Here is a 20,029-nt window from a genome sequence, read left to right on the forward strand (position 1 = left end):
TGATGTGCGAGCGAGTGCTTCTGAAAGTTCCATAAAAAAATCCCATGACCTTTTGAGTCATAGGATTTTGATCTTCTTACGTTAAAAATCAACTAATTTTTCTTAACTGATCGGCATTACCATTATAGGTGATATATTACTCACACCACCTTTTACTCGCTTGGTGTTCTATCTTTAAATGATCCATGACACGTGCCACCATAAAGTCATGTAATTCATCGATACTCGTTGGTTTATGATAAAAACCAGGGGCCAATGGCATAACAGTGGCACCCAGTTCGGATAAGGTCAGCATATTCTTTAAATGTAATGTAGAAAATGGTGTCTCTCTTGGCATTACGATTAATTGCCCTCTTTCTTTAAAAACGACATCAGCAGCACGCTCAATTAAATTATTAGATAAACCTTGAGCAATTGAAGCTAACGTTCCACAACTACATGGACATACAACCATTTTTTTAGGAGCAGAAGATCCTGAAGCAACAGGCGAAAACCAATCTTTAGCTGTTAAGGCAATGACTTGATCTTTTTTAGTATTAAAGCGAGAGACTAAAAATTCATTTAATGCGTTAATTTCTGTTGGCCAATCTTCGTCAACTTCCGTTTTAAGCACTATTTGTGCAGCCTCTGATAAAATTAAATAAACTTTAACGTTCGCATTTACCATGCTTTGCAATAAACGTAAAAAATATCCACTACCAGATGCGCCGGTTACGCCTAATGTTACTGTATCGTTAAATTGCATTTACACTCTCTAATTTATTTAGTAATTTTTGGTGGATATTTCCAAAGCCACCGTTGCTCATAATAAGAATATGATCATTAGGTTTTGCTTGTTTTACCAGTTTATCGACTAAATCATCGATCTGGGTTTCAACATTCACACTCTTACCTTGTTCGCTAAATAACTCTTTCATCGACCATTGAATATTTTCATCTTCGAAACAATAAACGATATCAGCAGCAGATAATGAATTCACCAATGCTTCTTTATGAACGCCTAATTTCATGGTGTTGGAACGAGGCTCTAAAACAGCAATAATTTTTTCATTACCAACCTTCGCACGTAAACCCGCTAATGTCGTTTTCACTGCCGTTGGATGGTGAGCAAAATCATCATAAACAGTAATATTGTTAATTTTCCCTTTTACTTCCATGCGACGCTTAATACTCTTAAATTCAGCTAACGCTTCGATCGCGATTTCAGGGGTGACGCCAACATGTCTTGCTGCGGCAATAGCGGCTAATGCATTATCGACATTATGATCTCCCATTAATTGCCACGCCACTTGCCCTTGATGTTTCCCATTGAGTGACACATCAAACACGGTACCATCTTCTTTAATTTTATTGCTCGACCAATCTTGCCCTAGATATTCTACTTCACTCCAGCACCCCATATGCTTAACAGACATTAATGCTTCATCTTTATTAGGAATTAAAACTCGTCCAGTACTAGGTACAGTACGCATCAAATGATGAAATTGTTTTTTGATCGCATTTAAATCTTCAAAAATATCGGCATGATCAAATTCCAAGTTATTTAAAACGAGTGTTCTTGGATGGTAATGAACAAACTTAGAACGCTTATCAAAAAAGGCACTATCGTATTCATCAGCTTCTATTACAAAAAATGGTGTTTCACCTAAGCGAGCTGATAAACCAAAGTTTTCAGGTACACCACCAATTAAAAATCCTGGCTCCATTTTTGCGTATTCTAATACCCAAGCAAGCATACTAGATGTTGATGTTTTTCCATGCGTCCCCGCAACCGCTAGCACCCAACGATCTTTTAAAACATGCTCTAATAACCATTGTGGCCCAGAAATATAAGGTATTTGCTTATCTAAAACGGCTTCTACACATGGATTCCCACGACTCATTGCATTCCCAATTACAACTAGGTCAGGCTGACTATCTAATTGGCTTGGATCAAAACCTTGGATAAGCTCAATTCCTTGCTCTTCAAGTTGTGTGCTCATTGGCGGATAAACATTTTTGTCCGACCCCGTAACTTTATAACCTAATGATTTAGCAAGAATTGCAACACCGCCCATAAACGTGCCGCAAATACCAAGTATGTGAATATGCATGGAACCTCAATACAGATAAAAATAGAAAGTTAAGTTATACCGAAAATAGTTAAAGCATGCCAATAAAAAAGGCAAGACTCATAACGAGACTCGCCTTTTATTTGCAGTAATCAATTACGTTTACGATTAAAAGTAATACGCTAAATAATGATTAACCTTCGAACGCAGCTTGTAAGAATGGAATAATTTGTTTTTTACGACTTACCACTCCTGGTAACTCAAACATAGAATCATTGACTGTGCTATTTAATGATTTAGCCACTTTATCCGCATCTTTAGAAACGATTAATGCCGTTGTATCTAATTTATTAATATCAGTTAATAAAACGATTGTTGAATGAAAACCTTTCGCTGCTTGCAGTTTTTTCATTTCAGCCAGCATTGCTTCTTTTTTAGAAAATGCAGTTTCTAACGAAGTTAATTCAAGTTGACCAATTGCTAGCTTTTCGCCCGCCATTTCGAATACTTTTTGATCTCGTAGTATTAATTCTTCTGCTGAAACTAATTTAATATCAGATTTTGCATCAAATTGTGCTTTGGCAAATGCCTGAATATCTTCAACGCCTGCAATTTCAGCTAATTCGTTAGCTGCAACAATATCGATATCTGTTGTTGTAGGGCCTTGGAAGTTAACAGTATCTGAGATGATGGCACCCATCATCATTTTAGCAACTGGAGCATCTGGGACTTGGTTATTAAATTTATACATGTTGTAAACAATCGTTGCACTACAACCAACAGGCCAAATCCAACATTCAAGCGGTGTAGATGTCGTAATATCACCTAGTTTATGATGATCAACAATCCCTAAAATAGTTGCTTTCTTCATATCAGCCGTACCTTGGCCCCAATCAGAGTAATCAACAATAAAGATTTCTTCGCCAGCAACTTCAGTGCGAATTTCTGGTTGTGGTAAACCAGATTGCTCTAATAAAAATAATGCTTCAGGATTTGGCTCACCTTGTAAGGCAGGCGTTGCAGTTTTACCCATTTTGTTAAATAAGCTAGCAAGGCCGATAGCGCTACATAAACTATCGCAATCTGGGTTTTGGTGTCCTAATACAATCATTGAAATATCCACTGTGTTGTTAAATTAATTTGCTGAAGAATACCTGATTCCACTAAATATTTTAAGTGTAAATTTAATCTTATTTAACTTCTGATTTACATTTTGATTCAAGCTCAAGCTTAGTATAAAAACAAAAAACATTTATCTTCTCTCAAATAAGTTGTTTATAACCAAAATAAACAGGCACTTAAAATTGTCGCTGAAATCATACTCTGACATAACATGGTACAGTAAATCATTTGCTTACATCATATATAAAAGTAAACTTTGACATAAAATACAACCATACACTGACAAATTAAAAAAATTAATATTCAAGCCATTTTCAATATGTAATTAAATTACAAATAATTATTCAACTATTTAGGTATATAAAGACCCTATACTCTCTTTATATAAAACTGCCTGTTCGGCAGAAATTGTTTAACATATACATCAAAGCGATTTTTTTTATTATCAGCTGCCTATTCGGCAGGACACCCATCTTTCATCCATGCTTCAATTTTATTTTCATTCTCAGCTGCCTGTTCGGCAGGACACTATTAAAAATCAAACCATTCATTTTATAAATCAAAACGTTAGAGTCTGAACCTCATTTTAACCAAAATTTAAGTTAAAAAAAAGAATGGTATTAAATCAACAAGTTAGTTTAGCATTAAAAATAAAGGTTATAATTTCATTACTAAATGAGATAAATCGGGGACACTCCCATCAAACTTTTCATTAGAAGAAAAACCATAGTTACTAAATGTAGACCCAACTTTAGTCCCCCCCTTCTGCTTTTGGATATGAAGTATGTAGTCATTTTGATTACTATTGCTACTTATGGCAATGCGATGAAACACATCAAACTCCCTTGAAACTACACATTTTTGTGGATTAAAGGTTTCGCCTCTAGATAATGCCCTTTTCTCTAAACGTTTTAAACGTCTTCTACTTTCACCTGTAAATATTTTTGCAATTGCTTGGTTACGTTTAAAATAAACTTCTTCACAATTATCAGGCACTGCAGTAACAGAAGTTAGTTCAAAAAAACCACAGTTCTGCATATCTTCAAAATAAGACTGCTCTTTCAGCATTTGCAAAACTTTCTTGTCGGAATGGACAAAAGCAATGACATTACCAATTGATAAATCAGACCAAGCAGGCAATGTTACACCTACACCTTGAATATCTCGCTTTAAAATAAAACCATGCATGATAGAAATACAACGACCTGTCAATAAAGCTAGATTTGCTTCTTTAGGCAAAAAATGAATCATAAAATAATATCTTTTCATAAATTATCCTTTTTTACTTTCTGCTTTTTTTTGGAACATTCCACCTTTAATTAATACAGAAAAAAGATAATAGATATTTGGATTAACGACCTCACCGTTATTAGCATTAAATTTATTCAGTTCGCTCAAATACCTTTCAGCGCTTTTTAATATATGATAAAAATTATGTTCAGAATGAGGAGGGCGACGAGTCGTTCCTATTTCTTTATCTACACCAAACTCATGTACTCGTAGTCGTTTACTTGCCCCATCATCCCACCAATCATCAATAGATTGTAAGGCAGCACCTATTTTTACTGAATTAAAGCTAACGGCATAACGCCCATCACTAAATTTGGATTTTACAAATTGCTTTGAAGCTTCACTTTGTGAAACTTTATCGGTAAGTATTTGGCTAGGGTAAACCTCCTGACAAAATACACTTTCTATTTTTGCAGTTATATCAGCGCTCCAAAATACATTAGGGTCGATCAGCGCATTTTGAATTTCATTACTTAAATCTTCTAACGTTTTTAACTCTTCATCAGACCATTTACTTTCCCATGCAACTTTACGAGTATTATTGATTAAATAGTCATTGCCAGAGCTGGTTTTAATTTTAATTTCCGTATTACCTGTATTTTGATTACGCCATAACCATGTGCCCAATAAAATATTGCGGCAATACCGAACGGCCAACTCTTTATAACCTCCACGCTCTTTGAATACCTCTGCAAACTCTTTAAGTAAGGAGAATACTTCAGGATCACTACAACCAGAAGGAGCTAGTGAATTAGCTTGTACTCGTAAAGAAAAACGACAATATAGATGATCAACATTCGGAGGCACGTAACATTCTTCCAATGTTAATATATTATTATGTGTTAAATCTTGAGTGGATAGATTTTTGGGTAAAAATTGCGGTGTAAATGCCTCAGTGAAACCAGACTTAGGCCCTCGAATACGGCATATATCTGCTTCAAGAGGAACAAAGTCGGAATCATCTGTTTTATAAAAAAACACAGCCTTACTAGGATAAAGGGAGCGATCATATTTTAATATATTACATAGTTCCATAAAGCACCTTCTGTTTAAATTTTTTTCATTAGCATAAACTTTTCTTGTGCATCTAACATCCAAAAAGCCTTATGGAAGTAATTTCTTTTACCTTTTAACCTAATATTAATTGCCGGTGAGTATTCAACGACCCCAATAACAGGTTCTGCATAGCAATGCATTTTTTCTAGTGATCCAGGTCTAGGCTCTGGCTTATTTAATAACATATAACCCATCATGGAAGGACTCAATTTTGAATCATTATTTAAAATTGCAAATAATGATTCGAAGTCATGTACCTTGTATTCAGTAGGTATCACCCAGCAACCAGATAATGGTAATCGTCGAATTTTTTCAAATAGAAATTTTTCCTTATGATATAAACGACACCAATCAATATTGGAATCTAATTCAGGTTGATGCATCACACCACCCGCAAAGTTTGATGGAAAGTGAGCTTTCAACAATTCAGGCTCATCATCCAATTTCAATAATTCATCCTGATAACCATCAATATGAACCACTAAATCAAATGTTAAATCACAATATTGATTGTCTATAATTCCAGGTCGCTTTACATCGTTCGGTTTAGTGCCATGTAAATTTATTTCAGGAAGTTTTTTTCCCGGAATCAAAGAGTAATCCCTAATAAACCATGAAAAAGAAGTAAAGCGAACACCAAGACCAAGGGCCTGATTAAGCTCCCTCTGATAATGATGCAACATCCCCCAAACAGCGGTTAACGATGGTATACCCGAGCAATAAGGATTCGATAGAGCTTGCGCATCAAAGACCCGAACACCACTTAAGTGTAAATACCTAAAAGGCAAGTCATCGTCTTTTATGGCAACATCACTTTCATTCCCGATGTTACTTAGCAGCCATTTTAAAGCAAACTTCAAAGGCTCCATTAACTTAGGGTGAAAAGCATATTTTTGCATCATCGGTATATTAGCAAGCATACTATTTAGCGAACCAAATAAGGGAATAACCAATGACGGTAATTTATCGTCAGAAGTTGATACTAATTTATATTCTAATTGATCATTAATACTTTCAAAGTCAATTAGGTTAACTCTGTTTTCAATGATATCTAAACGCCACTCTAGAATAGGTGCGAACCATTCTGAAAGTGTATTTCTTAATTCTTTAATACTTTTAACTCTTAACTGCCGACGTTGCTTTAGTGCTAGTGCACTATGGTTAAAGATTATCCCTTCTAGTGCTCCGATAAACTGCGGCTTTAATAACACGTTTCCATTAAATATTTGCTTTCCATTTTGTATTTGAAACAATCGAGACTGACTTAAACCATGATGGCTTATACCTACGTCAGGAGGATAACTCAATGCATTAACAAACCCGCCGATAGAAGCTACTAGCTCACTAACCGCAGCTGTACGCGTAAATTCGACTTTAGTAAATGAACCTTTCTTTTGAATTGCAGCTTGTTGTATTTTAGATTGTATAGAATGACTAATGACAGGTGTAATGGCAGTGTAACCATCGTGATAAGGCATTCTAATTTGACGACAATAACGATCTACAAAACTTGGAATAACCTCTTCCGGCAAAACACTTGAAACTCTGCCACATAAATTTAAAAGCACCTTAACTTTCATTCCCAATGAAGTGAATGCAGCTTTCCAATCATCAGGCAGAGATACTAGAATTTGTGCAAGACAATAGCTATCATCTTGCCATTTAAAATAGCTAAGAAATAACTTAACCACATTTACTTTGGCTGAATCATGTGACCAACCAAAGATTTTATCATAATTAGCACTACTCAAAACATGAGGATGTAATGGAGGTGGATTTACTGCTAACGTTTGTTTACTTACTCTAATATCGGGATATTTCAAATTATGAGTATGAAACCATTCGACTTCATTAATACATTTACCAATGTAATCCTCATTATTTAGCGTTTTTTTTGCTAATACCTTATCAAGTAAGTCCTCCACTTGGTTTCTACGATAAGTTAAATTTAATAGAATAATAAGCGCAAACTCTTCACAGCCGGTTATATCAATGGTTTCAGTATAAGCGCTAAAAGCACGCCTCAATAGTTTATTTCGCTCAGTAATATCTTGAATTTCTAGTAACTCTTTTAAATGCATACTATTCACCATGCCGATACGTACATTCTATTTTTATCATTTCCAAAACTTGCTTTGTACTCTATGACTTGCCTTAAAAAGAATACGCCTTTATTAGGATTAATTCGCTGATTCAGCTTAAGTCTGAATGCAGTTTGAAAAATACCATCTTGATATAATCTATAAACTTGATCTATGGATGTACCAAGCAGCAAAGCAGTTTCTGAAACACTCACCAATAAATCGCCGATATTCGCTTTCTTTGATTTAGGGTTTTCTTCTATTAATGCCGCTAAATAATCTAATAAGGTAATAAGAATAAAATGAGGCTTCTCTAATATTTGAGTGTTAGGAGAGGATAAGATCAGATCTTCAAAAATAAACCTAAACTCAGTCTTATTGAACAAATCAATGAGTTTCATTTCTGCATTATTAGTTAAGCCATTTAGCTCTTTATAAAAACTTGCTGGCCACTCACTAAAATATTCTACGGCTTCATCTAAGCAAAACACATTTTTATGGGAATACCTTTTATGAAACCAGAGAAGAGCTGCAAAACGGTCACTTGAAGTCGTAAAATTAAACAAAGGATTACTACCAGAGCATATATTTGAATCCAACAATGCATGTAAATATTTAATACTTTTTTCTTTTACCGGCAGACTATCTGCAGAGGCTAATTCAAAGCCGCATGAACAATGAGTAATAGACTCATTTTCGATATAATTAATTGGTAAATTACATTCAGGACAATTATGAATGAGAGTACATTGATGTTTAACACAGATATTTACCCATTCGATGTGCCAACTTTGCTTTATATAAGCTTCCTCTCGTAAGCAATGCGGACAAATAGGAATAGAATAGGCTTTCCTATTACCTTGATAACGAATAAATTTCTGAGGAATATCTACCCCATTTCTGTATAAAGCAGCCGAAGAATTAAAGGTTACATCTGATTTTAGTAAAGCAATTTTTTGCAGTTCAAAGCGAGGAAGATCTAACAGGGCTTCGAGTAAACCTAGCGCCCTTATTCTGAAATGACTATTATGTTTCGCGTGATAAACATTCAATCTTTTTAAGTCGATAGGAAAAGCCCCATGAGCTTCAAAATCAAGTTCATGTAACTCCTCTCTAATTGCGAGGCTAAGCTCTTCATAAGAATCAAAGAAATTTTCAGAAACAATACGTAATAAGTAACTCTCTAATGATTCATCAGAAAATGGAGTTGCCTTTGGAGAAAATAAAAAAGCCATAAAGACCTCTGAACTTAGGAATACTAAGCCAAAAGATAAAGTATCTAATTTAAATTACAAGAGATAATGTTCGAAATATAGCGAATGAATTAAAAGTTGAGAACCATGGGCCTTCACGCTCAGGAAAATTTCGTATGATCTTACTTCACATATACTAGGCCTTTATTCATCAATATAAGATAAGACTACATTTATTTAGACTCTTTATAAATGCTTTTTGACAAAACTATCTTAAATCAAAAAAACAAAAGACATAGCGACTGTCCAATGATTTTTGTATACATTCCGAACAAATAAGTCCTCCTCCTGCGACACTAATTTTAAAAGATCTTTATCACTTATTTTCATATCAAAAAACACCAATAAAAACGCTCCATTAAAATACTGCAAAAAACAGCTTGATATTTGGTTGTAAACGCGCCACTATAATCAACATTAAATAAAGCAAAGATATTCAACAATAAGAGTATCTATATTACAAATAGTCATATGACTAAGGTTGTAAAACTCATGAATAACAAAGTTTGTAATATGCCTAACGACATAAAACTTTACGATATTGCAGATATCCATTCAGGCCACCCATTTAGGGGCAGCATAGAGCCAGATATAAATGGTGATGTGCATGTTGTGCAGGTGCGAAACACAAAAGCCACTGGAGAGATAGTTCAGGATGAAGTAATCACAACCACGCTAACAAGTAAAAAACAGCCCGACTGGTTAAAGTCGGGAGATATACTCTTTGTGGCAAAAGGAGCCAAACATTATTCCGCATTGGTTGAAAATTTACCAAAGCAAACGGTGTGCTCACCACATTTCTTTTTAGTACGAATAAAACCAGCATTTAAAGAGTTGGTAACGCCAGAATTTGTATGCTGGCAATTAAATCAATTACCTGCACAGCGCTATTTTCAAACAACGGCAGAAGGTTCCCTTTATTTAAGTGTGCGTAGGCAAATATTAGAATATGTACCCATTACAATGCTGCCGATAGAAAAACAGAAACAATTAACGGCAATGCACCACTGCGCAGTAAAAGAACAAAAAATATTACAACAACTCATTGAAAACAGACAACAACAACTTGATGCGATTGCACATAAAGCATTAACAACGTAATGAATCAGCAAGTTGATAAAAATAATCTACTAAATAAACGAATTAACAGAAAAACAAGGAATAAAACAAATGCCAAACAGCCAAATCAATCAGGACGATATCAACAAAGCCGTATGGGCGGCTTGCGACACCTTTAGAGGGGTTATCAACGCAGATACCTACAAAGACTTCGTGTTGACCATGCTGTTCTTAAAATACATCTCAGATGTATATAAAGACGACTACAAGAAGCTCGTTGAACAACATGGTGATAATCCACAATTAATCACTGCCATGATGTCAAAGCAGCGTTTTGTATTACCTGAAGGTGCTAGCTTTTGGGATTTATACGAACAACGTCACCAAGCAGGTAACGGGCAACGTATTGACCAAGCGCTACACGCATTAGAAGAAGCCAACGGCACTAAGCTTAAAAATGTATTCCAAGACATCAGCTTTAATACCGACAAACTAGGCCAAGAAAAACAAAAAAACGATTTACTGCGCCACTTATTAGAAGATTTTGGTAAAGACATTCTTAACCTAAGTTCAGAGCGTGTTGGTAGTTTAGATGTTATTGGTAATGCCTACGAATTCCTCATTAAACACTTTGCCGCAGGCAGCGGTGCCACCGCAGGTGAATACTATACTCCGCCAGAAGTTTCCGACTTACTCGCCACCATTTTAGAGCCAGTTGAAGGTGACCAAATATGTGATCCTGCCTGTGGTTCTGGCTCGTTGTTACTTAAATGTGGCGCCATGGTACGTAAAAATTCTGGCTCAAAAAAATATGCTTTATTCGGTCAAGAAGCCATTGGTGCAACGTGGGCACTCGCCAAAATGAACATGTTCCTACACGGTGAAGACAACCACCGCATTGAATGGGGTGACACGATTCGTAATCCCCTTTTATTGGAAAAAGAAGGAACAGGCTTATTACACTTTGACATCGTCACAGCCAATCCACCGTTCAGTCTAGATAAGTGGGGGCATGAAGATGCTAGCAGCGACCCATATGGTCGCTTTAGACGAGGCGTTCCACCGAAAACTAAAGGTGATTATGCGTTCATCAGTCACATGATTGAAACCCTTAAGCCAGAAACAGGTCGCATGGGTGTTGTTGTGCCTCATGGCGTATTATTTAGAGCATCTTCAGAGGGTAAAATTCGTCAACAGTTAATAGAAGAAAACCTACTTGATACTGTTATTGGCTTACCCGAAAAACTATTCTTTGGTACAGGTATCCCCGCCGCCATTTTGCTATTTAAAAAACAAAAAACGGATAAAAACGTGCTGTTTATTGATGCCAGCCGAGAGTTTAAGTCAGGCAAAAATCAGAACCAATTAACACCAGAGAATATTCAAAAAATAATCGATACCTACAAAGCCCGCGAGAGTGTTGATAAATACGCTTATCTAGCAACATTTGATGAGATTAAAGAAAACGACTTTAACCTTAACATTCCTCGTTATGTTGACACCTTTGAGGAAGAAGCTGAGATTGACTTAGTTGTAGTGCGCACTGAACGTGTTCAATTACAAAAGCAATTACAGACTTTGGAAATACAAATGGAAGGCTACCTAAAGGAATTAGGTTATGGAAAATAATAATTTCATCAAACATCTACATCTAGGGAACATCCCCTCTGATTGGGAAGTTGTTGATGCAATAAGTGTATGTACAAAAATTACAGATGGAACGCATGACACTCCTGCTACAACCATAAACGGTATGCCATATATCAAATCTGTTCATATTAAAAAAGGTACTATAACTTTTGACAAGTGCTTATTCTTGCGCAAAGACGATCATAATATTATTTACAAGCGTTGCAACCCTGAAAAGGGAGACTTATTGATAGTTAATATTGGAGCAGGCAACATCGGTGATTGTGCTTATGTAAATGTTGATTTCGAATTTAGTATGAAAAATATAGCCTTGCTAAAGCCAGATCCAAAATTATTGGATGGTATGTTCCTCTATCAATATTATAAGTCTAGACAGCAAAAAATCACCCAGAGTGCTAAATCAGGAGGAGCACAACCGTTTCTATCTATAAGTAATCTAAAGAAGCTTAAAGTAGTTATGCCTCCTCTTTTAGAACAGCAAAAAATCGCCAAAATCCTAACCAGATGGGATAAAGCGATTAGCACCACCGAGCGCCTAATCGACAACAGCAAGCAACAGAAAAAAGCCCTAATGCAACAACTGCTGACAGGTAAAAAACGACTGCTCGATAATTCAGGTAAACCGTTTGGTGGTGAGTGGCACACTCAAAAACTATCAGATCTATTTACATTTTCTACTTCATCATCAAAAACAAAATTTATTGATAATGATGGTGACAGTTACATCCTTGATATGGGATCTGTTTCAAGAGCAGGCAAGTTAATTCCGACTAAAAAGACAAAAATATCTAAAGATTACCTGTTTAAAGGACAACTTGTGATGCCGAAAGATGATATTGGTGGAGGTCAAATTATTGGTCGAGTTGGTTATGTAGATCAATCTGAGATGTATATTCTCTCTGACCACGTTTATTGTTTAACTCCTAAGTCTGATTGTTCATTGTTTTTAAGCTATCTGATAAATCACCACAAAGTAAATAAAGAGCTAAGACGCAAAGTTAATGGCACGGCACAGCTTGGATTAGGGAAGAAAGATGCTGAAAAACAGCCTGTAAGTATTCCGAAAGATATAGTCGAACAACAAAAAATAGCTACCGTACTTACAAATTCAGACAAAGAAATCGAGCTATTAGAACAACAACTTGCGGATTTAAAAAAAGAGAAAAAAGCGTTAATGCAGCAGTTGTTAACCGGTAAGCGCAGAGTCAAAGTTTAAGGAGAAACATCGTGGCAAGTGAAGTTACTAGATACATCAAAGAAAAAGTAAAAACCGCATTATGGGGAAAATCTGCTGGGCGATGCCAATTTAATGGCTGTAATCGCCCACTTTACCAATCTCCTATAACTTTGGAGGCGGTTAATATTGCAGAGGCGGCACATATTTACTCTTTTTCGAAAGACGGCCCTAGAGGATGGGGGCCATTTGTAGCTAATAAAGCTAAGCTAAATGAAGTCAGCAATCTCATGTTGATGTGCCACGACTGCCATAAAACAATTGATCAAGATACAACAGGCAAGAAATACTCTGCTGATTTATTGCAAAAGTGGAAAAAAGATCACGAGTACCGCGTTTGGACAGTGGCAGGGATTTCACTTTCAAATAAATCTCATGTTGTATTTTATGGCGCAAATATTGGTGAACAGAAATCTCCATTACAATACGACCAAGCTGTAACCGCAATGTTTCCTACTAAATATCCAGTTAGTTCGGTGCCTATTGAATTGTCGATGAAAAGTAGCTTAACGGATAAAGATACAGAATATTGGGCTGCTGAATCAAAACAATTAGAAACCGTTTTTACGCAGCAAATTACTCCTTTGATAAGTTCTGAGCAACAATCACATTTTTCATTGTTCTCATTAGCTCCAATGCCTTTATTAATTAAATTAGGTTGTTTATTCACTGATAAAACTGAAGTAGATACCTATCAGCCTATTCGAGAGCCCAAAACGTGGAGCTGGCAGGTTATGCCAGACAACTTTGACTTTATTGTGGTTGAACCACAATCCAAACAACGCTCCCCTGTTCTTATTTTATCTTTAAGCGCACATATCGATAATAAGCGGATTCATGAAGTTTTAGGGGCTGATGTAGATATTTGGGAAATAAAAACATCACAAGAATTTCAGCACAACGACTTTATTAGATCGCGCGAGCAATTGTCTTTATTTAGGCAAACGATAAGAAAAGTCATCGAGCGCATCTCCATGCATCATGGTTTGGATACTGTATTAAATATATTTCCAGCTATTCCCGTGTCATGTGCTATTGAATTGGGAAGAATTCGTATGCCAAAAGCATCTATGCCATGGTGTATATTCGACCAAAACTATCAAACTAAAGCATTTAGCGAAACAATAACAATACATGGAGGTAAGTAATGGTAAATATAGTTAGTCGTGAGGACGCGCTTCAAGAAGCTGCATCAAAATTAGATATCAGTCCATCAAAATACAAACAAGCAATTGATCGCTTCAATACAATGAAGTCATTTTTGTTAGATGGTGAATACGAGGGAACGATTTCTCCTACTGACGTTTACCTTCAAGGGTCTTTTAAACTGGGCACTGAAATAAGGCCATTTATAGATAGTAAAGACTCAGACTATGATATTGATTTAGTTTGCCGTTTAGGACATATAAAACAGTATAGCCAAGCGAGTAGTATCAAGAAGCAAGTCGGTGACAGATTAAAATCAAACGGTACGTATTCGAGAATGCTTGATGATGAAGGAAAACGCTGCTGGACATTAATTTATGCTGAGGAAGATAAAGTAGGATTCCATATGGATGTGCTTCCTGCTGTAAATGAACAAAGTGGAGTTGGTCAAATACACTCAATTTCAGCTACTAATAAACATCAAGATGGAAGTTATACTTGGACTACAAGTAACCCTAAAGGATTCGCTGAGTGGTTTTATCAGCGTAATGGTGAAGCGTTTCAGCTTGCGAAACTATCGCAGAAACAGCAAATATTTAATAATCAACGTCAGTTATTTAATTCAGTCGATGACGTGCCAAACATTCATGTAAAAACACCGCTACAAAGAACGATACAAATATTAAAAAGACATCGTGATATTAGATTTTCTCAATCTGATATTGAATTATGTAAGCCTATTTCTATGATTATTACTGTATTAGCAGGCTCCTGTTACAGAAACGAAAGTACAATTTTTGATACCTTGAATAATTTAATAACTTTGATGGATCAACAAGCAGCGCAGTTAAATACAGACTTTGTATTTAATGAGAACTTTTCTCGTGCAACATATAACCTTATTACACGTAAAGCTGACGGAAGTTGGCTTATTCTAAATCCAGCTAATCTAGAAGAAAATTTCGCGGACCGTTGGCATGAAGATGATCACGCAAGGGCAAAAGCATTCTTCCAATGGGTTTCTTGGTTGAAAGAAGATTTCATTAATATTAATTCATTCGTTGAAAGAGATCGATTCACTAAAGCTCTAGTTGATGTATACCGTCCATCTAACTTACCCGCTTTGCATTTTAATGTTCAACATAAACAACATGGTGGCTGGCCTTTATCATTAAATCAACAATACAGTGTTGAAATAAAAGGTAGCTATAAAACTAATGTATTTTGGAAAAAATTTGAATCAGGGCAACCTCTATTAAAAGGTAAGGATCTTAAGTTTAAAGTAGATACAAATATTCCTAAGCCATTCGATATTTACTGGCAAGTTGTGAATACAGGACAGGAAGCCGCAAACGCAGGTCAACTCAGAGGTGAAATTTCAGAGCACACAAATACAACTTCTTCCGATATATATAGAACAGAATCAACTTCTTATACTGGTGATCACTGGGTGGAATGTTATGTTATTAAAAATGGAAATTGTGTAGCAAAAAGTGGTGAGTTTATCGTTAGCATAAGGGATAGGTTTTAAGATATGTCTGTAGCCAACTTCACTGAAGAATTCAGCGCTAAGATCCCTGCGCTTACCTTGCTTACTAATTTAGGTTATCAGTTCATTCCGCCTAGTGAGTGTGAAGCCTTACGTGGCAATACACCACTTACGATAAAGAGCGCGGTAGATAAAAAAAGCACCCATCAAGTGGTGTTAATGCCAATCATGCGTGAGTTTTTAGCTAAACAAACCTTTCCCTTTGCAGGTAAGCAACACAAGCTCACTGATGCTACGATTGATAAAGTGATGCATGAGTTAAACCCTGCAATGAACTTAGGACTTAAAGCCGCTAATGAAAAGCTCTATAACGCTATGATGTATGGCGTGAGTGTTACTGAGTTTGTTGATGGTAAAAAAGCCTCACCAACTATTCAGCTCATTGATTGGCATAATATTAAGAATAACCAATTTCATTTTACCGAAGAACTAGTGGTACAAAATACTGAAGGTACAGGTAATCGTATTCCTGATATTGTCTGTTTTGTAAATGGCCTGCCTTTAGTGGTGATTGAGGCAAAACGCCCTGATTCGAATAAAGAAGGTAAATCGACCAATGCGGAAGCAATTTCTCAGCAAATTCGCAACCAGGGCCAGTTAGAAATTCCACACTTATTTGCTTATAGCCAACTGCTTTTATCGGTAAATGGACACGAAGGTTTATATGCTACATGCGGCACACCTGAAAAATTCTGGGCAAAATGGAAAGAAGAGTTAATACCTGAAGCTGAGTTTGCTCGCCTAAAAAATCGCAGCCTTAATGATAAACAGCTTAATAGTTTGTTCAATCATCGCCCCGCTTACGCTAAAGATGACTACTTATCGTTAATTTCCGCAGGTGATTTAACCGTTACCGACCAAGATAGGCTGATCATCAGTTTATTACGCCCTGAGCGTTTACTTGAGATTACCCGCTTGTTTACTTTGTTCGATAAAAAAGCAGGCAAGATTGTCGCCCGTTATCAGCAAGTATTTGGCATTAAAGCGTTAGTGGAACGCATTAATACCTTTGACGCAGCAGGTGCTCGTGAAGGCGGTGTTATTTGGCATACAACGGGTAGTGGTAAGTCTTTTACTATGGTGTTTTTATCCAAAGCCCTTGTTTGGTTGGAAGAACTATCACAAGTTCGTGTGATCATCGTAACTGACCGAGTTGATTTAGAAGATCAGCTTAGCCGTACTTTTGCCTCTGGTGGTGTACTGACTGACCGAGATAAAAAAGACGCGATGGCAACATCTGGCAAACGTTTAGCAGAGCAAATTGGTAAAGGTAATGAACGTGTTATTTTTTCAATTATTAATAAGTTTGGTTCAGCCATTAAGCAAAAGGAATGTTTTAACGATAGTCCCAATATTATTGTATTAGTGGATGAAGGCCATCGTAGCCAAAACGGTGAAAACAATATTCGAATGCAACAAACACTGCCCAAAGCTGCTTTTATTGCGTTCACAGGTACGCCACTATTAAAAGATGATAAGACCGAAAATAAGTTCGGTAAAATTATTCACTCTTACACCATGCAACAAGCCGTTGAAGATAAAACCGTAACACCCTTGTTATACGAAGAGCGCATTCCTGAGCTGAACGTAAATGACAAAGCCATTGATGCTTGGTTTGAGCGCAGCACCAGTAAACTTAGCGAAAAACAACGAACTGATTTAAAGAAAAAGTTTTCACAAAAAGGTCAAATTTACCAAGCTGAAGGTCGAATTGATCTGATTGCTTATGATATTTCTGATCACTTTCAAAACTTTAAACAACAAGGCTTAAAAGGTCAATTAGCCTGTGACTCTAAAGCTTCTGCCATTCGCTATAAGAATGCACTAGATAAAATAGGCTCTGTGACTTCTGTTATCGCCATGTCACCGCCTGATACCCGTGAAGGCCATGATGTTGTTGATCAAGACAGCAAAGACGTCGTTCAAAACTGGTGGAAAGATAACGTAGCGCAAACCTACGGGGGCGATGAAAAAGCTTACACAAAAGCCATTATAGAAGACTTTAGCCGTGACGATGGCCCCGACATCATGATAGTGGTCGATAAGCTACTAACGGGCTTTGACGAGCCAAAAAACACGATACTTTATATCGATAAGCCGCTTAAAGAGCACAACTTGATACAAGCTATTGCTCGCGTAAACCGTTTACATAGTAAAAAGCAGTTTGGTTACTTAATTGATTACCGTGGCATTTTAAAAGAACTTGATACCACCATTGAAAAATACCAAGACTTGGCTGAACGCACCCAAGGTGGCTTTGATATAGACGATCTTAAAGGTTTATATAACCGCATGGATACGGAATATAAAAAGTTACCAGGCTTACATAGTGAGCTGTGGGATATTTTTGCCAATGTTAAAAATAAGCAAGATGGCCCTGCATTAAGGCAAGCATTAGCCCCTAAAGTACAGGATGTAGATGGCAAACTGGTTGATACTAATCTTAAAAAACGTGATGACTTTTACTCTGCCCTTACTGTTTTTTCTAACTGTATTAAGGTCGCTTTACAATCTGCTAGCTACTTTGAAGATAAGTCTTTCGATAGCAAACGTGACTTGTATAAACGTGACTTAAAAGCCTTTGTAGATTTGCGAAAACAAGTACGTGAAGATGCCAACGAAACCGTCAATTACGATGAGTACGCGGAAGATATCCGTAGCTTATTAGATAAACATATTGCAGGTATTGAAGTAAAAGAACCTGATGGTGCTTACTTGGTTGGTAATCTGGGTAAAAATGTCAAGCCGCAAGATTTGAGTGATGATGAAGCACGAAACCAAACGGACAAGATCACGGGCCGCATCACTAAAATGATTGAAGATGACCTTGCTGATGATCCTTATGCACAAGAGTATTTTTCTAATCTGTTAAAAAAAGCGATTGAGAAAACCAAAGAAATGTTTGATGCGCCAGTTAAGCAATACATATTATTTGCTGACTTTGAACAAGAAGTAAAAGATCGTAAAGTTGCCGATATACCAAATGACTTTACCGATGATTCAGGCAAATTAAATAAACATGCTCAAGCCTATTTTGGCTTGTTTAAGCATGTGTTTGGTGCTGACTACTTAATTGAACAATCATTAGATAATGAGAAGTTAGTAGTGCTTGCCTTTAATATTGATGAAGTGGTTAACAATGCAGTAGCAGAATACTCTATCAACCCTGCTGAAATTGAAAACGCTATCAGTATGAAGCTATTACCGATGTTATTTAGCGATATTGGTATTGATAACGCTGAAAAGCTCATTGAGGCAGTGCTTAAAATTACCCGACTTGGCTTATCAAGGGGTTAACGGACATGGTAAATTCATTAACCAACAAGAACTCTCCAATGGCTAATAAAACAAGTCACGAGTATAAGCGGTCCATGTCTGACAATGGTGCTCTTTATTATGGAGATGGCATAATTCATTATGATGTCATCCGTCAAGTGAATAGTACTAATGCTGCATCGCGTAAAATTGTGATAAAAGTTCATCCAGATCAACGAGTAGTGGCTACAGTGCCTCATGATACAACTGATGAAGTTATTCAAGAGGCGATGATTAAGCGGGCCAGATGGATTTGGCAAAATATTGAAGAGTTTGCAAAGCAACAAGATTATGTTTTGCCTAAACGTTATGTTAGCGGAGAAACTCAATTTTATTTAGGTAAACGTTATGTACTCAAGGTTATTATAGACCCTGAGATAACAGCAGATGTTAAGTTATATAGAGGTAAATTAACCGTCACTTTTAAAAAAGATTGTGATGATCGAGCGGTTAAAATTAAAACACTTTTAGATAAATGGTATCAACACAAAGCAAAACTTATTTTTAGAGAACGTTTAGCTAAAATGCTACCTAAAGCTGACTGGGTAACTGATATTCCTTCATTTAGAATTATGTCAATGACAAAGCAATGGGGAAGCTGCTCAACTAAAGGCAACTTAATGCTAAACCCACACCTAATTAAAGCACCTAAAGAATGTATAGATTACGTGATATTACATGAGCTTTGCCATATTGAAGAACATAACCATAGTGAAAAATTTTGGCGTTTGTTAACCCAAGTAATGCCTAATTGGGAAGAAGTTAAATCCAAGCTAGATGGTATGGCGGAAATGTATTTAAATGAGTGATTACGAGTAAGTTAAATATCTAATCTTTTAAACAAAAAGAGCTTACTTGAATCATCACTAAGTTTAACAATCGTGACAATTCCAACTAAACAACGTTTTTTAGTCGCTATTACTAATTACTTAGCTTGGAGTAATTGAATAAGCTTGCGTTTACCATTTTCATCAAGCTTGTCGATTAAGCAGGCTAAAGTTGCGCTTTCTTCTGACTCACAGAAAAAATAGTTAACTGGTACATTGAGCTCTGTTGCCATTTTTTTTAATATCGCAATGTCAGGCATGTGTCGCCCTGTCTCATAATGATTCATTCGACCACTTGCAGAACCAGGATCTATTCCAATCTTAATGCCTAAATCTTTTTGGCTGATTTTCATACTCTGGCGAGCCTGTTTAAGACGCTCTGTAAAAAAAGATTTA

Annotated in this window: 15 protein-coding genes; 7 read left to right on the top strand and 8 right to left on the bottom strand. The window is 36.3% G+C overall.

Annotated elements, in window-relative coordinates:
- Positions 1-136: 136 nt before the first annotated feature.
- The 7 genes from E2R67_RS13290 to E2R67_RS13320 all read right to left on the bottom strand — a co-directional run bounded on the left by E2R67_RS13290 (position 137) and on the right by E2R67_RS13320 (position 8,835).
- Positions 137-745 (bottom strand): flavin prenyltransferase UbiX, encoded by a 609-nt coding sequence (locus E2R67_RS13290; protein WP_134291448.1) that lies wholly within the window; start codon positions 743-745, stop codon positions 137-139.
- Entirely contained in the window at positions 735-2,093 is a 1,359-nt protein-coding gene (gene mpl, locus E2R67_RS13295; protein ID WP_134291449.1) for a UDP-N-acetylmuramate:L-alanyl-gamma-D-glutamyl-meso-diaminopimelate ligase, read from the bottom strand. The genes E2R67_RS13290 and mpl overlap by 11 nt, the downstream gene beginning before the upstream one ends.
- A 151-nt stretch (positions 2,094-2,244) precedes the next feature.
- Positions 2,245-3,162: a manganese-dependent inorganic pyrophosphatase gene (locus E2R67_RS13300; RefSeq protein ID WP_134291450.1), complete on the bottom strand. Its 918-nt coding sequence runs from the start codon at positions 3,160-3,162 to the stop codon at positions 2,245-2,247.
- Between the two features lie 668 nt (positions 3,163-3,830).
- The gene (cas6f, locus tag E2R67_RS13305; RefSeq protein ID WP_134291451.1) at positions 3,831-4,442 is read right to left on the bottom strand and encodes a type I-F CRISPR-associated endoribonuclease Cas6/Csy4; all 612 of its coding nucleotides are present in this window, start codon (positions 4,440-4,442) and stop codon (positions 3,831-3,833) included.
- Positions 4,443-4,445: 3 nt separating this feature from the next.
- The gene (csy3, locus tag E2R67_RS13310; RefSeq protein ID WP_134291452.1) at positions 4,446-5,498 is read right to left on the bottom strand and encodes a type I-F CRISPR-associated protein Csy3; all 1,053 of its coding nucleotides are present in this window, start codon (positions 5,496-5,498) and stop codon (positions 4,446-4,448) included.
- Between the two features lie 14 nt (positions 5,499-5,512).
- Positions 5,513-7,600, bottom strand: coding sequence for a type I-F CRISPR-associated protein Csy2 (locus E2R67_RS13315; protein ID WP_243837026.1), 2,088 nt, complete (start codon positions 7,598-7,600; stop codon positions 5,513-5,515).
- A 5-nt stretch (positions 7,601-7,605) separates the two neighbouring features.
- Entirely contained in the window at positions 7,606-8,835 is a 1,230-nt protein-coding gene (locus E2R67_RS13320) for a TniQ family protein (RefSeq protein ID WP_134291454.1), read from the bottom strand.
- Between the two features lie 510 nt (positions 8,836-9,345).
- Between E2R67_RS13320 and E2R67_RS13325 the strand changes: the two genes are divergently transcribed.
- The 7 genes from E2R67_RS13325 to E2R67_RS13355 all read left to right on the top strand — a co-directional run bounded on the left by E2R67_RS13325 (position 9,346) and on the right by E2R67_RS13355 (position 19,615).
- Positions 9,346-9,954, top strand: a complete 609-nt coding sequence (locus tag E2R67_RS13325) for a restriction endonuclease subunit S domain-containing protein (RefSeq protein WP_134291455.1) — start codon at positions 9,346-9,348, stop codon at positions 9,952-9,954.
- A 69-nt stretch (positions 9,955-10,023) separates the two neighbouring features.
- Entirely contained in the window at positions 10,024-11,541 is a 1,518-nt protein-coding gene (locus E2R67_RS13330) for a type I restriction-modification system subunit M (protein WP_134291456.1), read from the top strand.
- Positions 11,531-12,778: a restriction endonuclease subunit S gene (locus E2R67_RS13335; protein WP_134291457.1), complete on the top strand. Its 1,248-nt coding sequence runs from the start codon at positions 11,531-11,533 to the stop codon at positions 12,776-12,778. The genes E2R67_RS13330 and E2R67_RS13335 overlap by 11 nt, the downstream gene beginning before the upstream one ends.
- A gap of 11 nt (positions 12,779-12,789) precedes the next feature.
- Positions 12,790-13,944, top strand: a complete 1,155-nt coding sequence (locus E2R67_RS13340) for an SAVED domain-containing protein (protein WP_134291458.1) — start codon at positions 12,790-12,792, stop codon at positions 13,942-13,944.
- The gene (locus E2R67_RS13345; RefSeq protein ID WP_134291459.1) at positions 13,944-15,473 is read left to right on the top strand and encodes a nucleotidyltransferase; all 1,530 of its coding nucleotides are present in this window, start codon (positions 13,944-13,946) and stop codon (positions 15,471-15,473) included. The genes E2R67_RS13340 and E2R67_RS13345 overlap by 1 nt, the downstream gene beginning before the upstream one ends.
- 3 nt (positions 15,474-15,476) lie before the next feature.
- Complete coding sequence (locus tag E2R67_RS13350) at positions 15,477-18,788, top strand: type I restriction endonuclease subunit R (protein WP_134291460.1); 3,312 nt, start codon at positions 15,477-15,479, stop codon at positions 18,786-18,788.
- A 5-nt stretch (positions 18,789-18,793) separates the two neighbouring features.
- On the top strand, positions 18,794-19,615 hold the full coding sequence (locus E2R67_RS13355) for a M48 family metallopeptidase (RefSeq protein ID WP_243837027.1): 822 nt from the start codon (positions 18,794-18,796) through the stop codon (positions 19,613-19,615).
- A 116-nt stretch (positions 19,616-19,731) separates the two neighbouring features.
- Here E2R67_RS13355 and E2R67_RS13360 read toward each other — a convergent pair whose 3' ends face one another.
- Positions 19,732-19,986, bottom strand: a complete 255-nt coding sequence (locus tag E2R67_RS13360) for a helix-turn-helix domain-containing protein (protein WP_208379533.1) — start codon at positions 19,984-19,986, stop codon at positions 19,732-19,734.
- Positions 19,987-20,029: the final 43 nt, after the last annotated feature.

Origin of the sequence: Psychromonas algicola (assembly GCF_004378355.1) — a bacterium.
GTDB lineage: Bacteria > Pseudomonadota > Gammaproteobacteria > Enterobacterales > Psychromonadaceae > Psychromonas.

What these genes read in the sequence shown, in the direction of transcription:
- E2R67_RS13290 (WP_134291448.1), bottom strand. Translation starts at nt 745, where the DNA reads ATGCAATTTAACGATACAGTAACATTAGGCGTAACCGGCGCATCTGGT.
- E2R67_RS13360 (WP_208379533.1), bottom strand. Translation starts at nt 19,986, where the DNA reads ATGAAAATCAGCCAAAAAGATTTAGGCATTAAGATTGGAATAGATCCT.
- E2R67_RS13330 (WP_134291456.1), top strand. Translation starts at nt 10,024, where the DNA reads ATGCCAAACAGCCAAATCAATCAGGACGATATCAACAAAGCCGTATGG.
- E2R67_RS13325 (WP_134291455.1), top strand. Translation starts at nt 9,346, where the DNA reads ATGAATAACAAAGTTTGTAATATGCCTAACGACATAAAACTTTACGAT.
- E2R67_RS13345 (WP_134291459.1), top strand. Translation starts at nt 13,944, where the DNA reads ATGGTAAATATAGTTAGTCGTGAGGACGCGCTTCAAGAAGCTGCATCA.
- E2R67_RS13320 (WP_134291454.1), bottom strand. Translation starts at nt 8,835, where the DNA reads ATGGCTTTTTTATTTTCTCCAAAGGCAACTCCATTTTCTGATGAATCA.
- E2R67_RS13355 (WP_243837027.1), top strand. Translation starts at nt 18,794, where the DNA reads ATGGTAAATTCATTAACCAACAAGAACTCTCCAATGGCTAATAAAACA.
- cas6f (WP_134291451.1), bottom strand. Translation starts at nt 4,442, where the DNA reads ATGAAAAGATATTATTTTATGATTCATTTTTTGCCTAAAGAAGCAAAT.
- E2R67_RS13300 (WP_134291450.1), bottom strand. Translation starts at nt 3,162, where the DNA reads ATGATTGTATTAGGACACCAAAACCCAGATTGCGATAGTTTATGTAGC.
- E2R67_RS13315 (WP_243837026.1), bottom strand. Translation starts at nt 7,600, where the DNA reads ATGCATTTAAAAGAGTTACTAGAAATTCAAGATATTACTGAGCGAAAT.
- E2R67_RS13335 (WP_134291457.1), top strand. Translation starts at nt 11,531, where the DNA reads ATGGAAAATAATAATTTCATCAAACATCTACATCTAGGGAACATCCCC.
- mpl (WP_134291449.1), bottom strand. Translation starts at nt 2,093, where the DNA reads ATGCATATTCACATACTTGGTATTTGCGGCACGTTTATGGGCGGTGTT.
- csy3 (WP_134291452.1), bottom strand. Translation starts at nt 5,498, where the DNA reads ATGGAACTATGTAATATATTAAAATATGATCGCTCCCTTTATCCTAGT.
- E2R67_RS13350 (WP_134291460.1), top strand. Translation starts at nt 15,477, where the DNA reads ATGTCTGTAGCCAACTTCACTGAAGAATTCAGCGCTAAGATCCCTGCG.